Source organism: Lacrimispora sp. (genome assembly GCF_032078915.1).
Lineage (GTDB): Bacteria > Bacillota > Clostridia > Lachnospirales > Lachnospiraceae > Lacrimispora.
The window spans coordinates 12,415-36,850 of the sequence record NZ_DAMAUN010000039.1; the positions used below are offsets into that span (position 1 = coordinate 12,415).

Sequence of the window (24,436 nt, forward strand, 5' to 3'; positions counted from 1 at the left end):
AGGAAGAGATAAGGCATATATTCATGGGATGAGTATATGCCTTATTTTTTACTTTTTCTTGACTTATTCCATCAAATGTGATAAAAATAGAATATATTTGTAGGATGAATATTTACCCTATAGTGTTCATTTATTTCGGGAGGTCAAAAATATTGAAACAATTATATGATGTACTTATTATCGGAGGCGGGGTCATTGGAAGCGCAATTGCGAGAGAAATGTCCAGATATTGCCTGAAAATAGGCGTTTTGGAAAAGAATCTGGATGTATGCTGTGAGACGAGCGGACGAAATTCCGGGGTGGTCCACGGAGGATTCGCTTATGACACCGGTTCTCTAAAAGCAAAACTGTGTGTAGAAGGCAACCAAATCATGGGACAACTTTCCGAAGAACTGGATTTTCCTTTTAAGCGCTGCGGAAAGGTTCTGGTAGGTAATACACCGGAGGATCAGGAAGCGCTGGAACGGACCATGAAGCAGGGCAAAGCCAATGGAGTAAACGGGATGGAACTGATCGGAAAAGAGCGGCTTCATGAACTGGTGCCTGCTGTCGTAGGGGAATTTGCCATGTATTCTGCTGAAAGCGGGATCGTAGATCCCTTCGGATATACCATTGCCCTGGCTGAGAATGCCGCAGAAAATGGTGTGGATTTTTTCTTTGACCGCGAGGTGACAGCTATTGAAAGAGATGGGGATTCCAATTATGTGATCACCACATCCGGCGGAACCTTTTACAGCCGCTGGGTAGTGAACAGCGCCGGCTTGGGCTGCGGGAAGATATCGGAGCTGCTTGGTATGGGCGGATATAAGATCATAGGCTCCAAGGGAGATTACATCATTCTGGATAAAAGGACCGGTCCTTTGCTTCCTATGCCGGTATACCCGGTTCCAAGCAATACCTATATGGGGATCCATGTGACCAACACGACAGACGGTAATGTGATCGTCGGGCCTAATGCGGAGCTGACAGAGAATTTTACATATTATGGCGTATCCCAGGAAAATATGGACTATTTAGCCAGGAGTGCCTCCGACTTATGGCCCTGCATCCATAAGAAGGATTATATCCGTAATTATTCCGGAATCCTTCCCAAATGGGTAGATGAGAATGGAGCAATCCAGGACTTTAAAATTGAGGTGCAGGATTTGACAGCGCCGCGGGCCATCAATCTGGTAGGCATAGAATCTCCCGGACTGACTGCGGCTGTCCCGATTGCCCGCTATGCGGCCGGGCTCATGGCGGAGAGGGAAACGCTTACCCTTAATTCTTCCTTTAATCCCATACGCAAAGGTGTGGTGCGGTTTGCAGAACTTTCAAAAGAAGAGCAGAACCTTAAAATTCTGGAAAACCCTGAATACGGAGAAGTGATCTGCCGTTGTGAAAAGGTGACTAAGGCGGAGCTCCTCCAGGCGATCCATAATCCTCTGGGAGTTGACACCTTAACTGGGATTAAGTATAGAACACGCTCGATGATGGGGCGCTGCCAGGGTGGTTACTGCCAGATGCGCATTGCACAGCTGCTGGAGCAGGAGCTGGGGAAAAAAGAAGATCAAATCCAATATGCCAGAAAAGGTTCTAATATGTTCTTTGGCAAAGTACGGCAGGAGGTGGAGTCATGAATGCAGAACGAAAAGAGATCCAGACAGAACCGGTGGATGTTGTAATTATAGGCGGAGGACCTGCGGGGCTTGCAGCAGCGGCGGAACTTTACCGCCGCGGAGTTCGCAACCTGCTGATCATAGAGCGGGAAAAGCAGCTGGGAGGCATTCTGCGTCAGTGCATTCACGACGGATTCGGACTTACCCGCTTTCAGACTGCCCTAAGCGGTCCTGAATATGCACAGCGTTTCATTGACACAATAGAAGAACTGAATATTCCTTACATAACAGATGCAACGGTACTGGAGGTGACCCGTGAAAGACAGGTGACGGCAGTTTCCAGAGAAGGCATGAGAACCTGGCAGGCAAAAGCGGTGATCCTGACCATGGGCTGCCGCGAGCGGACAAGGGGAGCCATTGGGATTCCAGGTGAGCGGCCAGCGGGCGTATTTACAGCAGGCGTTGCCCAGGCTTATATGAATCTGTTTAATACCATGCCGGCTAAGGAAGTGGTAATACTGGGCTCTGGAGATATCGGTATGATCATGGCCCGCCGGCTTACCCTGGAAGGGGCTCATGTAAAGGCTGTATTTGAAATCCAGCCTTATCCCAGCGGATTGCCGCGCAATATCGAACAGTGTCTGAATGATTATGACATACCATTGTATTTAAGCCATGGAATAACCGCAATTCATGGAACTACCAGGCTTACCGGAGTCACTGTCTCTTTAGTGGATGAGAATTTTATGCCCATTCCCGGAACCGAAAAAGAGTATCAATGTGATACGCTCATTCTTTCCGTAGGCCTGATTCCCGAGAATGAACTATCCCTGGATGCGGGAGTTGTATTAGATGAACGGACCAGGGGAGCCCTCGTGGACGAATATTTCCAGACGGAAACAGAAGGGATCTTTGCGGCAGGAAACGTCCTTCATGTACATGACCTGGTTGATTTTGTATCGATAGAGGCGGAGAGTCTGGCCGATTCCGTGGCGGAATACGTGAAAGAGGGAAGTCTCAAACCGGCTGCCATTGCGATTAAAACGGATTGCAGCATCGGGTATACGGTGCCTCAAAGAGTCAGCGGATCGAAAGAATTCACGTTGTCCTTAAGGGTAAAAAGACCGATGAAGGACTGCCGCATTGTTGTGCGCCAGGACGGGAAAGAAGTGGCTGCTAAAAAGATGAAAAAAGCCATACCCGCAGAAATGATCCGCTTTGTCATTTCTCATGAAAAGCTGGTATCCGGCTCAGATTTGGAGGTGTGCGTAGAATGATGAAGGAATTTACCTGTATCATCTGTCCCAATGGATGCGAAATAAGCGCAGATATAGAAATAAAGGAAGGCGGCGGCAGCCTGATACGGTCCATAGATGGCGCCCTCTGTCCCAGAGGGGAGATTTATGTGAAGCAGGAACTGATCGATCCCCGTCGTAATATTGCAACTTCAGTTCTGGTAAAAGGAGGAATTCTGCCATTAGCCAGCGTACGTCTGACGAAACCGATCCCAAAAGCCAGAATCTTTGATGCCATGGAAGAGATCAAGAAGTGCAGTCTGAAAGCACCTGTGACAGCCGGAACGGTTATCGTGGAAAATATTCTTGGATATGATGCAGATGTGATTGTGACAAAATCTGTGCCGGCCGGCGAACTGCAGAAATAATAAAGATCCGGCAATCTATAGCAGCCGTAAAACAGTCCTGTTTTACGGCTGCTTATGGTATCAAAATATGTACCAATCCATTAAATGAAATAATCGGGAAATTCTTTTTTAAGTATGGTCTGATCTGCCAGTGCGGTGGATATGTGCCGGATCATGGCTTCAGAAGCCTTTTTCTTATCCTTTTCCATGATGGCTTTGCAGATGGCGGAGTGATCGCTGATGACACGGTCTGATACATTGATCTGATAACTTAGCTTCCGCTGCCTGTCAAAGTGAGGCATGATGGTCTGCATGGTATCATAGATAAAGGTCATTCCGCATATATCATAAAATTCTTTGTGGAAAGCAATATCCAGAGTCAGAAATTTCTCGAAGTTCTCCCTCGGTCCGTTGGAAGCGTAATCTTTTTGGAGCGTTATATAGTCATATAAGTTATCCATGTGCTCCCGGGTGATAAAATCACAGCTCATTTCTGCCAGCGGCCCTTCAATCATTTTCCTCATGGTACATACCTGTTCCACGATATTACTATCGATCAAAGAAATAAAAATCCCCTTTTGAGGATAACTTTCGATCAAATGGCCATTGGTCAGAGAAAGAATGGCTTCTCTGACCGGAGTCCGGCTGATGTTTAATTCTTTTGAAATTTCTATATCAGAGATTTTTTGTCCCGGCGTGAATTCCAGGTTAATAATCTGGTCCAGAAGAAACCGAAGGGCATATTCACGTGCAGACTCTCCCGGGTTTTGGGTAAACTTTTTCGTCATTTCAGCGCTCCTTTGCGTTATAGCTATGTCACGGAAAGATTCGGACATGGATATTTTAAATTGAAATCAATATATTACTTTCAATAAAAATCAGCACAATAGATACAGTATACGGTACAAGTAATGTTTTTACCATGGATGAAAATAATAAATATAAATAAAAAATTATACAATTATCACATGAAAAAAGAATATTATCGTTAAAGTGCACAAAAAATAGAGGTTTTAAATAGATAAAAGAAACAAAATCCTTGTTAAAAAAATATTTATTATTGCTTTTCAAACACTGCTATAGTATACTAACGCCATGAAAATATATTACTGTTGAATTAATATATTTTTAAAGCAATTTAAGTGAACTCATAATTCGTAAGAGGAGGATTACAACATGAGAAGGATGAAAAAAGTTTTATGCATGGCAATGGCGGTTGGTATGACTGTCTCATCCCTGGCTGGCTGCGGCAGCAGTACATCAGGTGCAGCGAAAGCTCCGGCTTCAGGAGAAACGCAGGCAGGAGCCCAGTCAACGGCTACCGGCGCTCCGATCAAAGTAGGAGTATCCAACATGGTAACTGGCCCTATGGCAGCCGGTGGGCTTCGTATGAAGCAGGCCGTAACCATGGCGTTTGAAGAAATCAATGCCAAAGGGGGAGTGCTGGGGGGAAGACCTTTGGAGATGGTTCTGGTTGATGACACAGGAACCCCCACAGGTGCGGTAAATGCAGTCAATAAGATTCTGGGCGAGAATGTTTCGGTATCAATTGGGCCTCATACTTCTCCCATGGCATCTGCAACTCAGGAGTTATATCGGAAGGCTGGAGTACCGTTCATCAGCGCAGCCACCTCACCAAAGCTTTTAGAAGCACAGAATCCATACTTTTTCCGTATATCCGTTTCTGATGGAGCCGTTGGACCGGCTATGGTGGAATTTGCCAAAGACCAGTTTGGTGCTGCAAAGGTTGGAGCACTCTATGATACGGATGATTACGGTGTAGCGGCCGACAATGCCACGAAACTGTATTGCGAAAAGAACGGAATTGAGTATTACTCAGAAGGCTTTACCTCAGGCGATAAGGACTTAACTTCACAGCTTTCTAAAATAAAAGGCTGGGGACCTGATGTTATCTTTGACTTTTCCCATGACGCAGAGGCGGCTTTGATTGTCCGCCAGCTGGACGAGCTTGGTATGGGAGATCTTCCTCATGTTGGACCTAATGCTCTGGCACAGTCCCAGACCTATGATTTATGCGACGCAAAACAGCTGGAAGGTACTTATGCATCTACAGATTTCTATGCTGACCAGACCAATGAGACCATGAAGAAATTCTTAGATGATTTTAAGGCGCGCTGGGGAGCTGATGTGGAACGTTATGCAGCGATGTATTATACGGCTGCTTACTTAACAGCCGATGCCATTGAACGGGCCGGCTCCGATAAACCGGAAGATATTCGCAAGGCTCTTTCTGAAACAAAAGATTTTAATGCTGTATTTGGAAAGCTTAACTGCTCTGAGCAGGGAGAGATGAATACGAACCTTTATATTCTGGAGTTTAACGGGGAAAAGAATATGTCTGTATCCAAGCAGGTATCCTTAGACTGATTATAAAGAGGGAATGAACGGCACCCGGCGGCTCAAAACAGCTGCCGGGTGCAAATAACGAGGAGGTACTACATATGCAGGTATTTGTACAGCTGCTCATTACCGGGATTGCCATGGGTTTTATCTATGCTCTGGTAGGTATTGAGTACACTCTTATCTGGAACGCAACAGGATTACTAAATTTCAGCCATGATAAGTTCATCTTATTTGGAGCTTATATGTTTGCCGGCACCTATGTGCTGGGTCTTGGGCTTCCGCCGATACTAGCAATTCTTTTCACGATCCTTACCATGTTTTTATTAGGAATTGTCAGTGCGTTTGTAATTTTTAATCCGCTAAGCAAGCTTTCCACCAATTTATTCGCAGTGATCGGAACCGTTATCCTTGGCAGGATCATGATAGAGTCGGTTCGCCTGATCTGGGGGCCTCTTCCCTTCACATTGGACAACTTCATGAGAGGATCCATTCACTTTGGTTCTGTGGTAGTCTCAAAAGCTCATTTGGTGATCATTGTGGTATGTTCCCTGATTACCGCTGGCCTCCAGGTTTTCTTTAAAGCAACCAAGACCGGAAAAGCCATGCGTTGTGTATCGGAAAATAAAACGGCAGCATCCTTAATGGGAATCAATGTTCCCATGAACATCGCTTTTACCATTGGTTTATCAGCGATTGTCTGCGCCACCATCGGAATCCTGGTAATTCCTATCTTCAATGTGGAACTTCAAATGTCATCCATGATCGGCTTAAAAGGATTTGCCTCCGGAGTCATCGGCGGTTTTGGCTACCTTCCCGGGGCAATTGTAGGCGGTATCCTTCTGGGAGTGGTTGAAATCTTTGGAAGTATGCTGATCCCGTCTGTTTATAAAGACTGTTTGTCATTTGTACTGTTAATCATTTTCTTGTTGGTGAGGCCGTCAGGAATTCTGGGAAATAAGAGATAAGGGAGGAGGAAAGCAATGAAAATAAACAAAACATCGGCATTAATTGCAGCAGCGGCCATTGCTCTGGCAGCGATCCTACCCATGTTCATTTCCAATAACTATCATCTGAATCTGATGATCCAGGTGTTGATTAATATCATTATAGTAGTGGGTCTTAATTTCATAACCGGCCTTACCGGTCAGATGAATCTGGGAACTGCCGGTATATTCTCTATGGGAGCATATACGTCTTCCCTGCTGGCCACAAGACTTGGGATCAATCCATGGATTTGCTTAATCGCAGCCGTGGGCATGGGATTTTTAATAGGAATGGGTCTTGGCTATCCTTCCTTAAGGGTATCCGGAGTATATCTGGCCCTTACTACCATTGGTTTTTCTGAAATCGTCCGTATTCTGATGACGAATTTGACAGGCCTGACAGGAGGAGCATTGGGCGTGACGGGAATTCCCCCATTTTCTATCCTGGGCCATAAGTTCCAGACCAATAAAGAGATTTACTATCTTTATCTGGTCATAGCGGTCATTCTTATCTTTAATGCATACCGGATTGTTAATTCCAAATGGGGACGGGCTTTCCTGGCAGTTAAGGATAATCCGGATGCGGTGGAAGCAGGAGGGATCAACATTGCGTCCATTAAGATTTTAGCGTTTACCCTTGCGGCGGTATATGCAACAGTGGCAGGAAGCCTTTATGCCCATTATGTTGGTTTCATCAATCCAAGTGCATATAACCTGGAGTATTCCATTAACTACGTAGTCATGCTGGTTATCGGAGGAATCGGCTCTGTGCCAGGCAATGTGCTCGGGGCGATTCTGGTTACTTTAGTGCCGGAATTTTTAAGATTTATGGAAAATTACTACTGGCTGGTATTTTCCATCATCACTCTGCTGTTTGTCATCTTTATGCCAAATGGGATCGTTTCTCTATTTAAGGGAAAGAAGAGGGCAGCAAAAGCAGGGAAAGGAGCGCAGGCAAATGGCAGATAACAGAGAAGGAAAATCTATTTTGACCCTGAATCATGTAACAAAACGCTTTTCCGGGCTGGTTGCGGTAAATGATCTGACTCTGGATATGAAGGAACGTACCATTCATGCGTTGATCGGACCAAACGGAGCGGGCAAGTCAACGGCTATCAATATGATCACCGGCCTTCTGCCCTTAACAGAGGGTGAGATCTACCATGAGGATACGAAAATAAGCGGCATGAGTGCCCATCAGATCGCCCAGACCAGCTGCAGCCGGACCTTCCAGAATTTAAAGTTATACCGTTCCATGACAGTAAAAGAAAACTTAATGATGGGTAATATGACAGACCGGAAGCAGGGCTTTGTGCCTTTTCTGTTTGATATGAAGAACGCTTACAGGGAAGAGAAGCTGATGAATGAAAAGGCGGACCAGATCCTGGAGTTTATGGGATTAAAGGATCTGGCAGAAGAGTATCCGGCCAATATGCCTTACGGGAAACAAAAACTTACGGAGCTTGCCAGGTCCCTCATGTCAGATCCAAGACTTCTGTTCTTAGATGAACCTGCCGCAGGGCTCAATCCCTCCGAGCGTGTGGAATTTGTAAATATAATGCTGAAGGTATTTGATTCCGGCATCGATATTTTCCTCATTGAGCACAATATGGATGTCATCATGAATATCAGCAATTATATTACCGTTATTAACTTCGGCGCTAAAATTGCCGAAGGCACACCGGAAGAAATACAGCAGGATCCGTTGGTTATAAAGGCGTATTTAGGCGACCGGTATAAACAGAATATGGCAAGGGGGGCTTCTAATGCTTAAGGTAAATGGCATTGACGTATATTATGGCAAGGTTCAGGCTCTGTTTGACGTATCCATTGAAGTGGGTGACCGGGAAATCGTATCCATCATCGGAGCCAACGGGGCAGGAAAGACTACCCTGATGAAATCCATCATGGGAATCAATAAACCGAAAAACGGTACGATCGAATACAACGGACAGGTCATAAGCGGTCTCCCTCCCCATAAGGTGGTAAGTAAAAAGATTGTTTATATCCCTGAGGGCCGTGAAATTTTCCCCAATATGACTGTTCAGGAAAATCTGGAAATGGGCGCCTATTCTGTAAAGTTATCAAAGGCGGAAATGGAGCGCCATCTGGAAGAACAGTACGATATTTTTCCGAGGCTTAAGGAACGGGCAAAACAAAAAGCCGGTTCCATGTCAGGAGGCGAGCAGCAGATGTTAGCCATAGCAAGAGGGCTTATGTCAGATCCGGAGCTTTTGATGCTTGATGAGCCAAGCCTTGGTCTTGCACCAGTCATTGTTGATGACATGTTTGATGTAATTGTCCGCGTGAACAAAGTGAGAAATATACCGATCGCTATCGTGGAGCAGAATGCATTTATGGCCATGTCCATATCTGACAGGACCTATGTATTGGAAGTGGGTAACCTTGTCACCCATGGAGAAAGCAAGGCACTGATGGATTCGGATGAAATTAAAAAAGCTTATCTGGGAGGCTGACAGCCTCCCAGTGTTTACATAATGAATGGAGGTAAAAGAAATTGCGCGCTATTTATTTAGAAGAACCGTGGAAGATTTCATGTATTGATAATGAAAAACCAGAGCCAAAGGAAGGGCAGGCCCTTATAAAAGTGCGGGCAGCAGGTATCTGCGGAAGTGATATAGGTGCTTACAGGGGAACCAATCCTCTGGTATCCTATCCAAGGATCATCGGCCATGAGGTCGTGGGAGAGGTAATATCCATTCCGGAGGACAACATGAAAGGAATTAAGGCAGGAGACCATGTGATCGTGGATCCCTATCTCTTCTGCGGACAGTGCTACCCCTGTTCCATTGGACGAACCAATTGCTGTACCGATTTAAAGGTGCTTGGCGTCCATGTGGAGGGAGGAATGTCCGACTATATGGTACATCCGGCAGATATGCTGTGGAAGCTTCCTGAAGATATGCCATGGGATATTGCACCGATGGCAGAGCCTCTTACCATTGCCTTACATGGCATTCACAGAGGCGGTTTAAAGAAAGGGGAGCATGTGGCGATCATAGGAGCAGGCCCCATCGGCCTTCTGGCAGCCATGTCAGCTCTGGCCTATGAGGCAGTGCCTATTGTCATTGACGTTGTAGCTGAGCGCCTTACTTTTGCAAAAGAGCTGGGAGTAAAATATACCATTCATTCAGCAGAAGAAAATCTGACAGAAAAGATATCAGAATATACCAATGGCCGTTTGGCAGAGCTTGTTATGGAGTGTTCCGGCGCAAACCCGGCAGTCCGTTCTTCCCTGGACATTACAGCGAATGCAGGCCGGATTACGTTGACCGGCTGGCCGAAAAAAGAGACTCCGCTTCCTACCGATATGATCACCAGAAAAGAAATTGATATCCGCGGAGCCCGTACCAGTGCCAATGAATTTGAAGAAGCCATTGAGCTGATCCATTCGGGCAGGGTAGATGTGAGAAAAATACTGACCAAAACCGTTACGATGGAAGAAACCCCGGCAGTGATCGCTGATATTGAACAAAATTCCGGTAACTATATGAAAGTAAACGTAATTCTGTAACAGATGGCAGGCGAAAAGTCATACAGAAGAAAATGATGATTGACAAATAAAGCATTAGAACGTATAATTGTCTGGATCGAAGACACAAGCATCTGATTTACAAATAAATATGCTTCATTAAGAGGGAGTAGTTTTAATGCATCGTCAACATCCTGACTGCCAAAGGGCAGCCTGGTGGTGCATGCCAGACAATGGTTACCAGACTTTTAATGTATTTATTCTGAAGATTTAATATTTTTCAGAATAAGTGCATTAAAAGTCTTTTTCTTTTTCTTTTTGGGGCAATAATAAATCAGAGAGATCAAACAGTACATGTTGATGCAGGCTGTCCGTATGGGCGGCAGAATGGAGGAAAGTTTGAAAGACTGGTATCAGAAAACAGAAGAAGAAGTTTTAGAAGCGCTTCATACGTCAAAGGAAGGCTTAAGTGCAAAGGAAGCAGCGGGACTTCTTGCCAGCAAGGGAGAAAATATTCTGGAGGAGGGAAAGAAAAAAAGCACCCTTCAAGTATTTGCCGAGCAGTTCCGTGATCTGCTGGTGGTCATTCTGATTGCAGCGGCTGTCATTTCCATGCTTTCAGGAAATACAGAGAGTACCATCGTTATCGTAGCGGTCATTGTGCTGAATGCGGTTCTTGGAACCGTGCAGCATGAAAAGGCCCAGAAATCCCTGGCAAGCTTAAAGTCCTTATCGTCACCAACTGCCAAGGTGATCCGGGATGGACAAAAGGTTGAGATCGCCTCAAAAGGCGTGGTGCCCGGAGATATCCTGCTTCTGGAAGCCGGAGATATGGTAGTGGCTGATGGACGGATCCTTAATAATTATTCCCTGCAGGTAAACGAAAGCTCCTTAACCGGCGAATCTACCAATGTGGATAAGGAAGATGGGAATCTTGATACAGAAGCGCCTCTGGCAGACCGGACCAACATGGTTTATTCCGGAAGCCTGGTTACTTACGGCAGAGCGGTGGTAGCTGTCACCGGAACCGGAATGGATACGGAGATCGGAAAGATCGCCAGCCTGATGAATGCGACTAAGGAGAAAAAAACACCTTTGCAGGTCAGCCTGGATCAGTTTTCCAGCCGGCTTGCCATGGTCATTATGGTGATCTGCGCCCTGGTGTTCCTGTTAAGTATTTACCGTAAAATGCCCCTTTTAGATTCCCTGATGTTTGCTGTGGCTCTTGCAGTTGCTGCGATTCCGGAGGCATTAAGCTCCATCGTAACCATTGTACAGGCAATGGGGACACAGCGAATGGCAAGGGAAAATGCCATTATAAAGGAATTAAAGGCGGTGGAAAGCCTTGGCTGCGTTTCCGTCATCTGTTCGGATAAGACCGGAACCCTGACCCAAAATAAGATGACCGTAAAGGATATCTATGTGGATGGCAGAGTCTGTCAGCCGGATGAGTTAGACCTTCGCAGCCAGCTTCACCGGTACCTTCTTTACGATGCGCTGCTGACCAACGATTCCTCTATTGTTGAAGGAAAAGGGATTGGAGATCCTACGGAGTATGCCCTTCTTGAAATGGCAGGAAAGGTCAGTTTAAGCCATGATCTCATCAGGGAAATGATGCACCGTCTGGAAGAGATTCCATTTGATTCCGACCGGAAGCTGATGAGCACCAAATACCAGCTCCATGGAGTTCCTACCATACTGACAAAAGGTGCGGTGGATGTATTGCTTTACCGGACCGCCCATATCCGTACCTCTGAAGGAGTCAGGGAACTGACAGAAAAAGACCGGGAGGATATCCTGGAACAGAATATGAGATTTTCAGAGAATGGACTTCGGGTGCTTGCTTTTGCCTATAAGGAAGTGGAAGAAGACCATGTGCTTTCCTTAAAATCAGAAAACGACTTTATCTTTATTGGGCTTATCTCCATGGTTGATCCGCCGAGAGAAGAGTCCAAGGAGGCGGTAGCCGATGCCAAACGGGCAGGAATCCGGCCGGTAATGATCACCGGAGATCATAAGATCACGGCAACTGCCATAGCAAAGCAGATCGGTATTTTCGAAAAGGGAGATATGGCTGTTACCGGCGCGGAATTGGACGCTATGACCGATGAAGAGCTTGACTTAAATATTACGAAGACCTCCGTATATGCCAGAGTATCACCGGAAAATAAGATCCGAATTGTGGACGCATGGCAGAGGCGGGGAAATGTTGTTTCAATGACAGGAGACGGAGTCAATGATGCGCCTGCTTTAAAGAAGGCCGACATCGGAGTGGCCATGGGAATCACCGGTACGGAGGTTTCCAAGGATGCCGCATCTATGATTCTGGCAGATGATAATTTTGCAACCATTATAAAGGCAGTTGCCAACGGCCGTAATGTTTACCGGAACATAAAAAACGCCATTCAGTTTTTGCTGTCCGGCAACATGGCGGGAATCCTTTCCGTCCTGTATACATCGATTATGGCTCTTCCTGTCCCCTTTGCACCGGTTCATCTGCTGTTCATTAACCTGCTGACAGACTCCCTTCCGGCAATCGCTATTGGCATGGAGCCTGCGGAGCACGGCCTGCTTGACAGGAAGCCAAGAGATCCCAAAGAGGGAATCCTGTCCAAAGAATTTATGATTAAGATACTGGTGCAGGGCGCACTGATTGCCGCATGTACCATGACGGCTTTCCATATCGGATTAAGGCAGGGCAGTGCAGCCACAGCCAGCACCATGGCCTTTTGTACCCTGACCCTTTCCCGGTTGTTCCACGGATTTAACTGCAGAAGCCGCCATTCTATTTTCCGGCTTGGTTTTGCAAGCAACTGGTACAGTCTTGGAGCATTCCTTGCAGGTGTTTTCCTGTTAAGTCTTGTTATGTTTGTGCCCGTCCTAGGAAAGTTATTTTCTGTAGCAGCCCTTACAGCTAGCCAGATTGGCATCATATATGGTCTTGCAGTCATTCCTACGATCATCATACAGTCAGCAAAAATCATAAAGGAAAACAGGAAATAATTACTACTAAAAAAAGAGGTTCAACCGTAAAAAAGTGTTGAACCTCTTTTTTAAAAATGTTAAAATATTTCCGTACATAAAAATTAAATATAGGAGAAAGGAACGACACATGACAGGACAACTTTCACTAAAAGTGAGAAATTGCGGACCGCTGTCCAGGCGGACGAAATTCCAAATTCTTGCCCTGGTGCCGATTTATTTTATTGTTGCAGGACTCTTACTGCAGCCGTTCGATGAAATCTGGAGGGGTATCATTACGATTGTCAGGGAGCCAGATTTCCTGATTACGGATTATTTTGCCATTGGCGGCGTAGGAGCTGCATTTGTTAATGCGGGTGTATTAACCTTATTAAGTATTGCAATTGTATATTTTCTTGGTATGGAGATGAGCGGCCATACTATAACCTCATGCTTTCTTATGTTTGGTTTTTCTTTGTTTGGGAAAAATATCATGAACATATGGGCTATCATGCTGGGTATCTGCCTGTATTCTTATTATCACAAAACTTCCATTACACGTTATATTTATGTTGGCTTTTACGGGACCTCATTGTCCCCGATCATTACTCAGATCATGCAGATCGGTAATTTACATTTGGCGTCCAGGCTGATCTTGAGCATTTTTGTTGGATTGGGAATTGGATTTGTACTTCCGCCCCTGTCCACTCATACGCACTACGCCCACAAGGGATATTCTCTCTATAATGTGGGATTTTCCGCCGGCATCATTGCCACGGTGATTGTATCACTGATGAAATCCTTTGGAATTACCATAGAGACAAGACTGATCTGGTTTGAGGGCAACAATGAGCTGTTTGCAAGGTTGCTTCTGTTTTTGTTTTTTGGTATGATAATATTTGCATTCCTGTTATCAGAGAATGTTGGAAAGCGTTATCTGGAAATACTAAAAACCTATGGTCTCAGCGGAACCGATTATGTAAAGAGTGAGGGATTTGCGCCTACACTCCTTAATATGGGAATCAACGGAATTGTAGCAACATTGTTACTTGTTATGTCAGGAGGGGCGTTAAACGGACCTACGATTGGAGGGATATTCACCATCGTTGGCTTCAGTGCAACAGGAAAGCACCTGCGTAACATTCTCCCTATTATGATGGGAGTGATACTTGGAGGAGCGATCCAGAACTGGAGCATTACGGATCCCAACGCTCTTCTTGCACTTTTATTGTCTACAACCCTTGCGCCGATTGCCGGTGAGTTCGGCATTTTAGCGGGGATTATAGCGGGATTTTTACATTCTGCCGCTGCCCTTAATGTAGGCATTGTTTACGGCGGAATGAACCTTTATAACAACGGCTTTGCAGGAGGTCTCATAGCCACCTTCCTGGTACCGGTGTACCAGTCTGTACGGGACAGAAGTGCGCGGGCCAAGGTCCATGATTCCTTATAGCTTCATGAGAAACGGAAGCCGGAATAAAATTAATTTGAGAACAGGAAAATTTGAAAATGTTGTATCAGATAAAGGATGGGACAGTGATTGCCGGAGGCAGTCTGATCCTGTCGCATATTGACTTTGAAATACACGGCAGAGAAAAAATTGCGGTGGTAGGAAACAATGGAGCCGGAAAAACCACTCTTTTAAAACTCATAGCCGGGGAAGTGGATTTAGACCGGGATGATAAACGGGAAGGCCCTGGAATCACCAGCTCCAGAAAACTGACGGTCGGATACTTAAAGCAACAGGCATTTGATGATAAGGACAGGACGGTAGAGGAAGAACTGCTGTCCTCCTGTCCTGCCTGGGATCTCTTTGCCAGGGAGCGGTTTGAATATGAGCGGGAATATGATACGCTGTTTACCGGGTTTGGATTTACAAAGGAAGATAAGAAGAAAAGGATTTCCCAGTTCTCCGGCGGAGAACAGACAAAGATTGCCCTTATCCGTTATCTGCTGTTAAAACCGGATATCCTGCTTCTGGATGAGCCTACCAATCATCTGGATATTAAAGCTGTGGAATGGCTGGAGCAGTATATGAAGCAGTATGAGAAATCAGTGGTAATGGTTTCCCATGACCGCTTTTTTCTGGACCAGACGGCATCAGTGGTTTATGAATTATCGGGAAAGAGGCTTACCCGGTACCCTGGTAACTATACCCATTACCGGGAAGAAAAGAGGAAAGCGGTCAGGATACAGACGAAGGCCTATGAACGGCAGCAGGAAGAGATCAAACGCTTAAATGATCTGGTGGAGCGGTTTAAGAATAAGCCCCGGAAAGCCTCATTTGCCAGAGCAAAAAGAAAGGCGATGGAACGGATGGGCCAGGCTGTGAAACCGGTGGAGGATGATATCCACATGTTCACAGGGCCTTTGGAACCCGCCTTTTTAGGAAGCAAATGGGTCTTTGAAACGGAACACTTAAAAATCGGTTATGACCATCCTCTCATGGAACTGACCATGAGGATCCGAAGGGGACAGAAGATAGGAATCCTGGGCCCAAACGGGGCCGGAAAAAGCACCTTTTTAAAAACAGTGGCAGGACTTATTCCTCCGGTCTCCGGGGAGTATTCTCTGGGAAACCAGATTACCATCGGCTATTTTGACCAGCATTCTTCAGAGATAGACTCCGAAAAGTCCGTTGCCCAGCATTTCCATGATTTGTTCCCTTCCCTGACAGAAAAAGAGGTCAGGAGCATTTTGGGGTCATATCTGTTTGGAGGAAAAGAGGCTGGAAAACGGGTGGGCCTTCTGTCGGGAGGAGAAAAGGCAAGGCTTGTCCTGGCAGAGCTTTTGCAGAGCAGGCCGAATTTTCTGATCCTGGACGAGCCTACCAACCACATGGATATCAGGGCGAAGGAAACCCTGGAATCTGCATTCCGTGCTTATACGGGCACCATTTTGTTTGTATCCCATGACCGCTATTTTCTAAGCAGGGTGGCAGAATCGGTTCTCATTTTTGAGAATCAGTCCGCCTTTTACTATCCCTTCGGTTATGAGCATTATCTGGAGCGGAGCAGAAGGGCAGAGAAGGGGGAAGGCCTTGCGGCTCAGATCAGGGCGGAAGAGCAGGCTCTGATCGCCGGAATGCGGGCAGTCCCCAAGGCAGAAAAACACAGGTTAAGGGAGATACCGGTGGAAGAAGCCTACCTGGACTGGAAGCTTGGTCTGGTTCTGGAACGTCTTTTGCCGGCGGGAGACAGGGTGATGGAATTGACGGCTGCCATGGAGGAGATGAAAGAAAGGTGGCTGGGATCGGAAGATTTCTGGAAGGAAGAAACGTGGGAAGAGTCCGGCCGCTATGAGGAACTAAAGGAAGAGCAGCAAAAGGCATGGGAGGACTGGCATGAGCTGTGTCTGGAATGGTTTGATACGGCTTATGAAGAAGGCATGTAAAAGTCTGTTAAAAAATAAATTTGCATGGAACGTTAATAAAAAAATGAGCTTTGAGAGTGGCTGTTGGGCCAATCAAAGCTCATTTTTTATATCCTATTTTGTGACTGGGCTATGCTGCGGCAGCCCTATGTAATCAGGGATTGATTCCCTTGATCAATACTTGCCGGAGTAATCATGGAGTGTTGAAGTGCCTGTATAAAATACCGGTTCTGCGCTCTCAAAGGAAGGAACGTATTCCTTATGAAAATCCGATTGTTCTCCATTTAATTTGAATTTTCCAACTTCCTGCTGCAGTGTCTCGGACTGTGCGGCAAGCTCTTCACTGGAAGCGGAGCTTTCTTCCGCGGTTGCTGCATTTGTCTGTATGACTGCAGAAACCTGTGACAGGCCCTGGTTGATCTGGTCGATTGCCACCACCTGTTGGGAAGAAGCAGATTCGATTTCCCGGATCGCCTGTTCCAAAAACTTTGATTTTTCTTCCACTTCCTGAAGGATTTTGGCGGCATCAACTGCCATCTGCCTGCCTTCGGTAACGGCTTCTACGGAATGAACGATGAGGTTTGCCGTTTCCTTTGCCGCTTCCGCAGATTTGGTAGCAAGGTTCCGCACTTCATCCGCTACCACTGCAAACCCCTTTCCGGCGCTGCCGGCACGGGCGGCTTCAATGGCGGCATTTAATGCAAGAATATTTGTCTGGAAGGCGATGTCCTCAATTACTTTTGTGATGCTGGAAATCTCTTCGGAAGTTGCGTTGATCTTATTCATAGATGCATTCAGGCTTTGCATGCGTGTATTGCTTTCATTGACTCCGGCTCCGTTCTGTTCTACATACTCAGATGCCAAACGGACATTTTCCGCATTCTGGCCGGCCTGCTTTGCTACCGTGGTAATGGCAGCGTTAAGCTCTTCTACGGTTGCAGCCTGCTCTGTAGAACCGGAAGCCAGGGCCTGTGCTGCGGAGGATACCTGTCCTGCGCCGGAATTGACCTGATCGGCCGCGGTGCTTATGAGAAGCAGGGTCCGGTTGAGATCCTTTTCTATTTTGCGAAGTGCAAGTCCGAGGACGTCTTCCTCAGAACGAAGGGGTACTTCCTGTGTAAAATCTCCGTTGCTGATTTTTTCGGCAATGAGGACCTGCCTTCTGATGCCGTCAAGCATGGAGGTAAAAGAGGAGGCAAGCTGGCCGGTCTCATCTTTGGAGTTAACATCCTTTAAGTCAACATCCAAATGTCCAAGAGCGATTTTGTCGGCAGCCTTTACGATCTGCCCGATGGGCAGGCTGATCATGCGGGAAATTCTTAAGCCCAGGTATATGGCAGCGGCTGTTCCTGCTAAAAGGATGACGCAAAGAACAAACGTCAGGATGATTGCGGTAGAATCGTTGGTTTTACTGGTCTCGTTAGCCACCCTCATCCGGACATCCACCAGCTTGTCAAAGTTATCAAACATTCTTTGGATGTTGTCCTTCTCATTATCGAAAGCGTGTAATGCCGTGTCCTTAGACCCCTGTTTGGCTACGTTTAAGCATTTTTGGATGGAGGGATCAAAAGAATCCGTAAATAATTGAGTCGCCTCGTCTATTAAAGTAAGAGCTTCTGAATTCTTGATGCTTGTCCTGTACTCAGCGGAACTGCTAAGAAAGCTGTTCTTTGCTTCCACATAGCTTTTCTCCAGAGATTCCAGTTCCATGGTATCGCCGGCATGGCTGGCCATTGCGTTGGCATCTGCACGAAGCTGATACAGATTTTTGGTGGCAATGATTAAGTCCTTCATGGGAACCGTCTGTTCTTTGTACATAAAGGTGTCCATCCTGTTGATTTTGGACATGCCCAAAATCCCTGTGATGCCTATCATAAGCATAATAAATACCATGCTGAGAAAGGCTGTAAGCAATTTTTTTGTAATACTGTAGTTTCTGAATTTCTTCATACTGATACCTCCTGGTTTTTCTTCAGTTTCTTATGTATAATCATTTTCGTTTGGTTTGTCATGTTCCTCAAAACACGAACTGGTGTATACATACAACGTCTGAGTCTCCGTTTTCGGTATACAATATGAATCAATATTTTGTGAACATCTTAAGGCAGTGGTTTTACCAGATCGCTGCCATCCATTTTTAGACAAATATCGACATTGTTCATTATATAATACAAGATTATTGTTTGTCAATCTAAAGAAAAAGAGTATTAATGATAGACTATAAAAATATTTTTATGGGAAATAAAAGGTATTTTTTATAAAATTTTGAACATTTAATATCGATGAGCAAGCAGGGGCACAGATTGGGAATATCCGATTGACTATTTCAATGTATTGTGCAATATACACATGACAAATGTCATATATCTAATTACATTAGTAATAAATGCATAAAAAATATTGACTTTTTCCTTGGAGTTGTTATGATGATTACAGAGAAAGGGGGTAAAACATGAAATATCAGGAAGGGAAGAAAAAAGTTATAGTGGCCGGACATATTTCCCTGGACATTACGCCGGTTTTTCATAACAGCGGTGATCAGAAGTTCTCTGCTCTTTTGCGTCCGGGAAAGCTTTTGCGTGTGGGAAAGGCTCAGATATCCACAGGCGGGGCTGTTTCCAATACGGGTCTGGGCCTTCATGCCTTGGGAGCTGAAGTGCTTTTGATGGCAAAGGTCGGAAATGATGACTTCGGCCTGATATTAAAAGAAAAGATCAGGCAGAGCGGATGTGAGAGCAGCATTCCGGCAGTGGAGGGAGAATCCACATCTTATACGGTGGTGATAGCTCCAAAGGGCTTTGACCGGTTTTTTATCCATGATCCCGGGTGCAATGATACGTTTTGCTGCAGGGATGTGGATTTTGAACAGGTGTCAGGGGCTTCCCATTTTCATTTTGGATATCCCACGCTGATGCGCAGATTTTATGAGAACAATGGGGAAGAGCTGGTCAGCCTTTTCCGGAAGCTCAAGGAGCTTTCCCTTACCACATCCCTGGATTTAACAGCAGTTGATCCTGATTCTGAGGCGGCTGGCTGTGACTGGGAGAGGATCCTGGCATCTGTGCTTCCTTACGTGGATTTCTTTGTTCCAAGCATTGAAGAACTGGGATACATGCTTGACAAAAGGTTGTATGACAAATGGCAGGAAAGAGCAGGCGGAGAGGACGTCACATCCATACTTTCCTTAAGCGGGGATGTGGAGGTCCTTGCGGACCGGGCGCTGAGTCTGGGCGCAAAAACCGTATTGTTAAAATGTGGGGCAGCCGGCATGTATTTAAAGACCGCACCGGAGCATTTTTTGAAAGGCTGGGGTGCAATCGCCTGTTTCCAGAACAGCTTTGTCCCTGACCGGATCCTTTCAGCCACCGGGGCAGGGGATACGAGCATTGCTGCGTTTATAAAGGCTATGCTGGATGGATTAAGGCCGGAGGAATGTCTGGAGCTTGCGGCGGCAACAGGTGCTTCCTGTGTGACGGCTTATGATGCCATCAGCGGACTTCTGCCCTTTGAGGCTCTTAGGGAAAAGATACAAAAGGGGTGGGAACAACAGAACATCATACACCCATAATAAAAATTATTGAACAGGAGGAAAAAGATATGCTGATCACAATGAAGGCAATTTTAGAACTGGCGGAAGTAAAAAACATAGCAATAGGGGCATTTAACATTACTTCCCTGGAAGGGATCCAGGCGGTGCTGCAGGCCTCAGAAGAATTAAACCAGCCGGTAATCCTGCAATTTGCCCCGGTCCATGAGGCCATCATCCCCATGAAGGTCATAGGCCCTGTTATGCTCATGATGGCGGAAAGGGCTTCGGTACCGGTAGCAGTGCATCTGGATCATGGCGATGATTTAAGCATACTGAAGAAGGCCCTGGATATGGGATTTACTTCAGTCATGTATGACGGCTCTGCCCTGTCCTTTGAGGAGAATGCAGCCAACACAAGGATTGCAGTCGAGATGGCAGGTACATACGGAGCATCTGTGGAAGCGGAAATCGGCGCCATGGGAAGACAGGAGTTCTCCAGTATAGGAGAGGGAGAAGAGGGAGAAGCCACGGAAGGCTGCTATACGGACCCGGAGCAGGCGGAGAGATTTGTAAAAACCACGGGAATCGATGCCCTGGCATGCTCCTTTGGAACGGTTCACGGACTTTACATTACGGAGCCAAAGCTGGATTTTGACCGGATCAGTCAGATAAAAAGCAGGATCGGACTTCCTATCGTCATGCATGGAGGCTCCGGTGTCAGTGACCAGGACTTCCGTAAGTGCATCAATAACGGCGTCCGCAAGATCAATTATTATACATACTTAGCGAAGGCAGGCGGAATGCATGTAAAAGAAAAGGCCATGGAGTTGGAAGGATATGTATATTATCATGATGTGACCTTATGGGGGATTGAAGCCATGAAGAAGGATGTGCTTCATACCATAAAAGTATTTTCCAATTTGGAGTAAGGAGATTTCCTATGAAACGTTCAGAAATTAACAAAGCATTAAGGGAGATGGAAGAGATGGCAAAGGAATGCGGGGTTGCCCTTCCCCCATTTTGCCATTTTACACCGGATGAGTGGAAGGAAACAGGCCATGACTATGATGAGATCCGTGACAACATGCTGGGATGGGATATTACGGATTTTGGAATGGGCGACTTTGATAAGGTGGGATTTTCTCTGATCACACTGCGAAACGGCAATGTGAACATGGAGAAGTATACGAAGACATATGCGGAAAAGCTGCTTTATATTAAGGAAGGCCAATCCGCAGCCATGCATTTCCACTGGACGAAAATGGAGGACATTATCAACCGGGGCGGAGGAAATGTGCTCATCCGGGTCTATGAGTCCACGGCAGATGGGGGATTTGCGGATACGGATGTGACCGTTCACAGTGACGGGCGGGAATACAAGGTGGCTGCAGGGACCCAGGTAAAGCTGTGTCCGGGAGAAAGCATTACCATCTATCCGGGGCTGTACCATGATTTTGAACTGGAGCCGGGAACCGGTCCTGTACTTTTGGGAGAGGTTTCCATGTGCAACGATGACAACGGGGACAACCGGTTTTACCTGCCTGCCGGGCGTTTTCCGGAAATTGAAGAGGATGAGCCTCCCTACCGTCTTCTTTGCAACGAATATCCGGCAGCGGAATAAGGCGTTGGAAGACCCGGATTCTCAAGAGAGCTGCATAAGAATGTTACATTTGTCACATAAAACTCATTACATTGTGCACATGTTTTGAAAATAAACTCATGATATGATGAAAATGTAGCAAATACAACAAACATATTGTGTACAAGGAGGAAGTGACATGAAAAAAAGCACAAAAAAATTAACGGCAATGTTGATTTGTGCAGCTCTTGCAGGAATCTCTCTGGCAGGGTGCAGCAATGGGGAGCCAGAGACGAAAGCGCCTGAGACAACGACAGCCGCCACTACGGCAGCAGAGACAAAAGCAGCCGCAGCTGCAGAGACAAAGGCAGCGGTAAAATCCGAATCCGGCGTCAATATGGCGGATGCCAATGTAAAGAAAAAGGATGCAAGCAAACATTACAAATTCGGATATACCTGTATGGATGGCACAAACCCATTCTTTGTTACCATTGAGAAGACCATGCGGGAAATGGTTGAGGCCCAGGGCGATGAGCTTATTTCTGTGGACCCGGCCAATGATGTAACTCTTCAGATCACCCAGGTGGAAGATTTGATTTCCCAGAGTATTGATGCCATGTTCATGAACCCGGCGGAAGCAGAAGGCATTCTGCCGGCCCTGGATCAGTTAAAGGAGGCAAATGTTCCCATCGTAGGCTTTGATACGGAAGTGGCTGACCTGTCTTATCTGATTTCCTACACAGGATCCGATAACTATAATGCCGGTTTCGTATGCGGCGAAGACCTGGTTAAGAAATGTCCGGAGGGCGGAGATATCATTGTACTTGATTCCCCTACCATGAATTCTGTAACCGACAGAACCAACGGCTTCCTGGATGCGATTAAAGGACATAACTTTAATATCGTAGCCCAGCAGGATGCAAAGGGCAACTTACAGGTTGCCATGGGCATTGCAGAAGACCTTCTCCAGGCACACGGCGATGTAGTTGCTATTTTCGGCGGCAACGATCCGACAGCACTTGGAGCCCTGGCAGCAGCCAATGCAGCAGGAATCAAGGACTGTAAGATCTACGGCGTAGACGGTTCTCCTGATATCAAGGCAGAGATGGCTTCCGGCGATTCCCTTATTGAAGGAAGCGGCGCACAGTCCCCGGTTAAGATCGCACAGTCTGCAGTCAATATTATGTATTCCTATTTAAATGGTGATAAAGTAGATGACCGTTATCCGGTAGAAACCTTCCTGATCACATCTGATAATGTAAAGGATTTCGGAACAGACGGCTGGCAATAAAAATATAAAAAGTGCTGTGGGAGGGTGTCTCAAACAGGAGAAACATTGGGTTTGGGACACCCTCCGGGCGCTTTAAAACGGCAAATCCAAGAAGACAAAGCAATCGTTAGAACAGGCAGGTGAGTATATGAGCGAAAAGATTCTGCTTCAGATGAAAAATATCCATAAATCCTTCCCGGGAGTAAAGGCGCTTTTAGGAGTGGACTTAGAACTCCGTACCGGTGAGGTCCATGCGCTTCTTGGGGAGAACGGAGCCGGAAAGTCAACGTTAATAAAGGTATTAGGCGGCATTTATATAGCGGAAGAGGGAGAGATTTTCATCGATGGCCATAAGGTGATCATTGACGGGGTAAATACCTCCCATGCAAACGGTGTTTCCATCATTCATCAGGAGCTGGTACTGGTACCTCATATGACCGTAGCGGAAAATATCTTTCTGGGACGGGAGCCGGGAAAGGGCGGCTGGATCAACCATGAAGCCATGGAAAAGGAAGCCCAGAAATTACTTGATGACTATCATATGAACATTCATGCAGATGCACTCGTTAAGAATTTGACGATCGCCCAGCAACAGATGGTGGAGATCGTAAAGGCAATCTCCTATCATTCAAAGATCCTGGTCATGGATGAACCGACCTCTTCTATTTCGGATAAAGAAGTGGAGTTCCTGTTTAAGACCATGCGAACGCTGACTAAGAAAGGCGTAGGCATCATTTACATTTCCCACAAAATGGATGAACTGGAGCAGATCTGTGACAGGGTGACCGTATTGCGGGATGGTGCCTTTGTAGGAACGGAAGTTGTTAAGGATACGACGAGGGAGAAGCTGATCGCCATGATGGTCGGCCGGGAGCTGACCAAGTACTATACCCGGGATTATCTGGAACCGGGCGAAGTGGTATTAAAATGTGAAAATATTGCAGACGGAAACATGGTAAAGAGAGCCAGCTTTGAGCTGCACAAAGGAGAAATCATAGGATTTGCAGGACTTGTGGGGGCAGGACGCAGTGAAGCCATAAAATGCATCTTCGGCCTTACTCAAAGTTCTACCGGAAAGATTTACGTGGAGGGCAGGGAAGTGAAGATCAAATCTCCCGTCGATGCCATGAAATACGGAATCGCCCTGGTACCGGAGGACAGAAAGCAGGAGGGAATTTACAAGGTGCAGACCGTCCGCTTTAACTCTACCATTGAGGTGCTTAAATCCTTTATAAAAGGAATCTGGGTGGATTCGAAAAAGGAAGAAACGATCACTCAGGAATATATCGATATGATGGACACCAGAACTCCGTCCCAGGAGCAGTTAATGGGAAACTTGTCCGGCGGAAACCAACAGAAGGTCATGATCGGCAGATGGCTTGCCACTTCTCCTAAGATCCTGATTCTTGACGAGCCTACCAGAGGCGTGGACGTAGGGGCAAAATCAGAGATCTACGGAATCATGAACGAGCTGGTAAAAGACGGCATGTCGATCATCATGATTTCCTCCGAGCTGCCGGAGATCTTAAACATGAGTGACCGGGTTTATGTCATGTGTGACGGCAGGATCACAGGCTGTTTCAGCCATGAGGAGAGCGTCACTCAGGAAGAGATCATGAAGCTGGCAGCAAAGTAGGAAAGAGGG

At 46.3% G+C, this 24,436-nt stretch carries 19 protein-coding genes; 17 read left to right on the forward strand and 2 right to left on the reverse strand.

What is annotated here, in order from left to right; translation table 11 throughout:
* Window positions 1-152 precede the first annotated feature (152 nt).
* From RT269_RS15825 to RT269_RS15835, 3 genes are read left to right on the forward strand one after another with little or no spacing between them, the layout of a single operon-like run.
* Window positions 153-1,619, forward strand: a complete 1,467-nt coding sequence (locus tag RT269_RS15825; RefSeq protein ID WP_313183968.1) for an NAD(P)/FAD-dependent oxidoreductase — start codon at window positions 153-155, stop codon at window positions 1,617-1,619.
* On the forward strand, window positions 1,616-2,875 hold the full coding sequence (locus RT269_RS15830) for an NAD(P)/FAD-dependent oxidoreductase (RefSeq protein ID WP_313183970.1): 1,260 nt from the start codon (window positions 1,616-1,618) through the stop codon (window positions 2,873-2,875). The genes RT269_RS15825 and RT269_RS15830 overlap by 4 nt, the downstream gene beginning before the upstream one ends.
* On the forward strand, window positions 2,872-3,261 hold the full coding sequence (locus RT269_RS15835; RefSeq protein ID WP_313183972.1) for a DUF1667 domain-containing protein: 390 nt from the start codon (window positions 2,872-2,874) through the stop codon (window positions 3,259-3,261). Before RT269_RS15830 ends, RT269_RS15835 begins: the two co-directional genes overlap by 4 nt.
* 80 nt (window positions 3,262-3,341) lie before the next feature.
* Here the strand turns inward: RT269_RS15835 and RT269_RS15840 are convergent, their stop codons facing one another.
* Window positions 3,342-4,028 carry a GntR family transcriptional regulator gene (locus RT269_RS15840; RefSeq protein ID WP_025234429.1) on the reverse strand — a complete coding sequence of 229 codons (687 nt, stop codon included), beginning with the start codon at window positions 4,026-4,028 and terminating at the stop codon, window positions 3,342-3,344.
* 388 nt (window positions 4,029-4,416) lie between these two features.
* Here RT269_RS15840 and RT269_RS15845 point away from each other — a divergent pair, with 388 nt between their 5' ends.
* The 9 genes from RT269_RS15845 to RT269_RS15885 all read left to right on the forward strand — a co-directional run bounded on the left by RT269_RS15845 (window position 4,417) and on the right by RT269_RS15885 (window position 16,434).
* Window positions 4,417-5,628, forward strand: coding sequence for an ABC transporter substrate-binding protein (locus tag RT269_RS15845; RefSeq protein WP_313183975.1), 1,212 nt, complete (start codon window positions 4,417-4,419; stop codon window positions 5,626-5,628).
* A 74-nt stretch (window positions 5,629-5,702) separates the two neighbouring features.
* Window positions 5,703-6,569, forward strand: coding sequence for a branched-chain amino acid ABC transporter permease (locus RT269_RS15850; RefSeq protein ID WP_025234427.1), 867 nt, complete (start codon window positions 5,703-5,705; stop codon window positions 6,567-6,569).
* A 15-nt stretch (window positions 6,570-6,584) separates the two neighbouring features.
* Window positions 6,585-7,556: a branched-chain amino acid ABC transporter permease gene (locus RT269_RS15855; RefSeq protein ID WP_025234426.1), complete on the forward strand. Its 972-nt coding sequence runs from the start codon at window positions 6,585-6,587 to the stop codon at window positions 7,554-7,556.
* Window positions 7,546-8,361 (forward strand): ABC transporter ATP-binding protein, encoded by an 816-nt coding sequence (locus tag RT269_RS15860; RefSeq protein ID WP_313183978.1) that lies wholly within the window; start codon window positions 7,546-7,548, stop codon window positions 8,359-8,361. The genes RT269_RS15855 and RT269_RS15860 overlap by 11 nt, the downstream gene beginning before the upstream one ends.
* Window positions 8,354-9,064, forward strand: coding sequence for an ABC transporter ATP-binding protein (locus RT269_RS15865; RefSeq protein ID WP_025234424.1), 711 nt, complete (start codon window positions 8,354-8,356; stop codon window positions 9,062-9,064). The genes RT269_RS15860 and RT269_RS15865 overlap by 8 nt, the downstream gene beginning before the upstream one ends.
* 41 nt (window positions 9,065-9,105) lie before the next feature.
* Window positions 9,106-10,122 carry a zinc-binding alcohol dehydrogenase family protein gene (locus tag RT269_RS15870; RefSeq protein WP_313183980.1) on the forward strand — a complete coding sequence of 339 codons (1,017 nt, stop codon included), beginning with the start codon at window positions 9,106-9,108 and terminating at the stop codon, window positions 10,120-10,122.
* Between the two features lie 357 nt (window positions 10,123-10,479).
* Entirely contained in the window at window positions 10,480-13,083 is a 2,604-nt protein-coding gene (locus tag RT269_RS15875) for a cation-translocating P-type ATPase (protein ID WP_313184014.1), read from the forward strand.
* A gap of 109 nt (window positions 13,084-13,192) precedes the next feature.
* Window positions 13,193-14,494: a DUF1576 domain-containing protein gene (locus RT269_RS15880; RefSeq protein ID WP_313183982.1), complete on the forward strand. Its 1,302-nt coding sequence runs from the start codon at window positions 13,193-13,195 to the stop codon at window positions 14,492-14,494.
* A gap of 56 nt (window positions 14,495-14,550) precedes the next feature.
* Window positions 14,551-16,434: an ABC-F family ATP-binding cassette domain-containing protein gene (locus RT269_RS15885; RefSeq protein ID WP_313183984.1), complete on the forward strand. Its 1,884-nt coding sequence runs from the start codon at window positions 14,551-14,553 to the stop codon at window positions 16,432-16,434.
* A 153-nt stretch (window positions 16,435-16,587) separates the two neighbouring features.
* On the opposite strand, the gene RT269_RS15890 is transcribed toward RT269_RS15885, so the two are convergent.
* A complete protein-coding gene (locus tag RT269_RS15890) occupies window positions 16,588-18,363 on the reverse strand; it encodes a methyl-accepting chemotaxis protein (RefSeq protein WP_313183986.1) in 1,776 nt (591 codons plus the stop codon).
* A gap of 502 nt (window positions 18,364-18,865) precedes the next feature.
* Here RT269_RS15890 and RT269_RS15895 point away from each other — a divergent pair.
* The 5 genes from RT269_RS15895 to RT269_RS15915 all read left to right on the forward strand — a co-directional run bounded on the left by RT269_RS15895 (window position 18,866) and on the right by RT269_RS15915 (window position 24,427).
* Window positions 18,866-19,981, forward strand: a complete 1,116-nt coding sequence (locus tag RT269_RS15895; RefSeq protein ID WP_313183988.1) for a carbohydrate kinase family protein — start codon at window positions 18,866-18,868, stop codon at window positions 19,979-19,981.
* Between the two features lie 29 nt (window positions 19,982-20,010).
* The gene (locus RT269_RS15900) at window positions 20,011-20,871 is read left to right on the forward strand and encodes a class II fructose-bisphosphate aldolase (protein WP_313183990.1); all 861 of its coding nucleotides are present in this window, start codon (window positions 20,011-20,013) and stop codon (window positions 20,869-20,871) included.
* A gap of 11 nt (window positions 20,872-20,882) precedes the next feature.
* The gene (locus RT269_RS15905; protein WP_313183991.1) at window positions 20,883-21,563 is read left to right on the forward strand and encodes a D-lyxose/D-mannose family sugar isomerase; all 681 of its coding nucleotides are present in this window, start codon (window positions 20,883-20,885) and stop codon (window positions 21,561-21,563) included.
* Between the two features lie 157 nt (window positions 21,564-21,720).
* Window positions 21,721-22,812 (forward strand): sugar ABC transporter substrate-binding protein, encoded by a 1,092-nt coding sequence (locus RT269_RS15910; protein ID WP_313183993.1) that lies wholly within the window; start codon window positions 21,721-21,723, stop codon window positions 22,810-22,812.
* A 127-nt stretch (window positions 22,813-22,939) separates the two neighbouring features.
* Entirely contained in the window at window positions 22,940-24,427 is a 1,488-nt protein-coding gene (locus RT269_RS15915) for a sugar ABC transporter ATP-binding protein (protein WP_313183994.1), read from the forward strand.
* Window positions 24,428-24,436: the final 9 nt, after the last annotated feature.

Bases quoted from the DNA above. Each gene is read 5' to 3' on its own strand.
- RT269_RS15830 (WP_313183970.1), top strand. From the start codon at position 1,616: ATGAATGCAGAACGAAAAGAGATCCAGACAGAACCGGTGGATGTTGTA.
- RT269_RS15835 (WP_313183972.1), top strand. From the start codon at position 2,872: ATGATGAAGGAATTTACCTGTATCATCTGTCCCAATGGATGCGAAATA.
- RT269_RS15840 (WP_025234429.1), bottom strand. From the start codon at position 4,028: ATGACGAAAAAGTTTACCCAAAACCCGGGAGAGTCTGCACGTGAATAT.
- RT269_RS15845 (WP_313183975.1), top strand. From the start codon at position 4,417: ATGAGAAGGATGAAAAAAGTTTTATGCATGGCAATGGCGGTTGGTATG.
- RT269_RS15850 (WP_025234427.1), top strand. From the start codon at position 5,703: ATGCAGGTATTTGTACAGCTGCTCATTACCGGGATTGCCATGGGTTTT.
- RT269_RS15855 (WP_025234426.1), top strand. From the start codon at position 6,585: ATGAAAATAAACAAAACATCGGCATTAATTGCAGCAGCGGCCATTGCT.
- RT269_RS15860 (WP_313183978.1), top strand. From the start codon at position 7,546: ATGGCAGATAACAGAGAAGGAAAATCTATTTTGACCCTGAATCATGTA.
- RT269_RS15865 (WP_025234424.1), top strand. From the start codon at position 8,354: ATGCTTAAGGTAAATGGCATTGACGTATATTATGGCAAGGTTCAGGCT.
- RT269_RS15880 (WP_313183982.1), top strand. From the start codon at position 13,193: ATGACAGGACAACTTTCACTAAAAGTGAGAAATTGCGGACCGCTGTCC.
- RT269_RS15885 (WP_313183984.1), top strand. From the start codon at position 14,551: ATGTTGTATCAGATAAAGGATGGGACAGTGATTGCCGGAGGCAGTCTG.
- RT269_RS15890 (WP_313183986.1), bottom strand. From the start codon at position 18,363: ATGAAGAAATTCAGAAACTACAGTATTACAAAAAAATTGCTTACAGCC.
- RT269_RS15895 (WP_313183988.1), top strand. From the start codon at position 18,866: ATGAAATATCAGGAAGGGAAGAAAAAAGTTATAGTGGCCGGACATATT.
- RT269_RS15900 (WP_313183990.1), top strand. From the start codon at position 20,011: ATGCTGATCACAATGAAGGCAATTTTAGAACTGGCGGAAGTAAAAAAC.
- RT269_RS15905 (WP_313183991.1), top strand. From the start codon at position 20,883: ATGAAACGTTCAGAAATTAACAAAGCATTAAGGGAGATGGAAGAGATG.
- RT269_RS15910 (WP_313183993.1), top strand. From the start codon at position 21,721: ATGAAAAAAAGCACAAAAAAATTAACGGCAATGTTGATTTGTGCAGCT.
- RT269_RS15915 (WP_313183994.1), top strand. From the start codon at position 22,940: ATGAGCGAAAAGATTCTGCTTCAGATGAAAAATATCCATAAATCCTTC.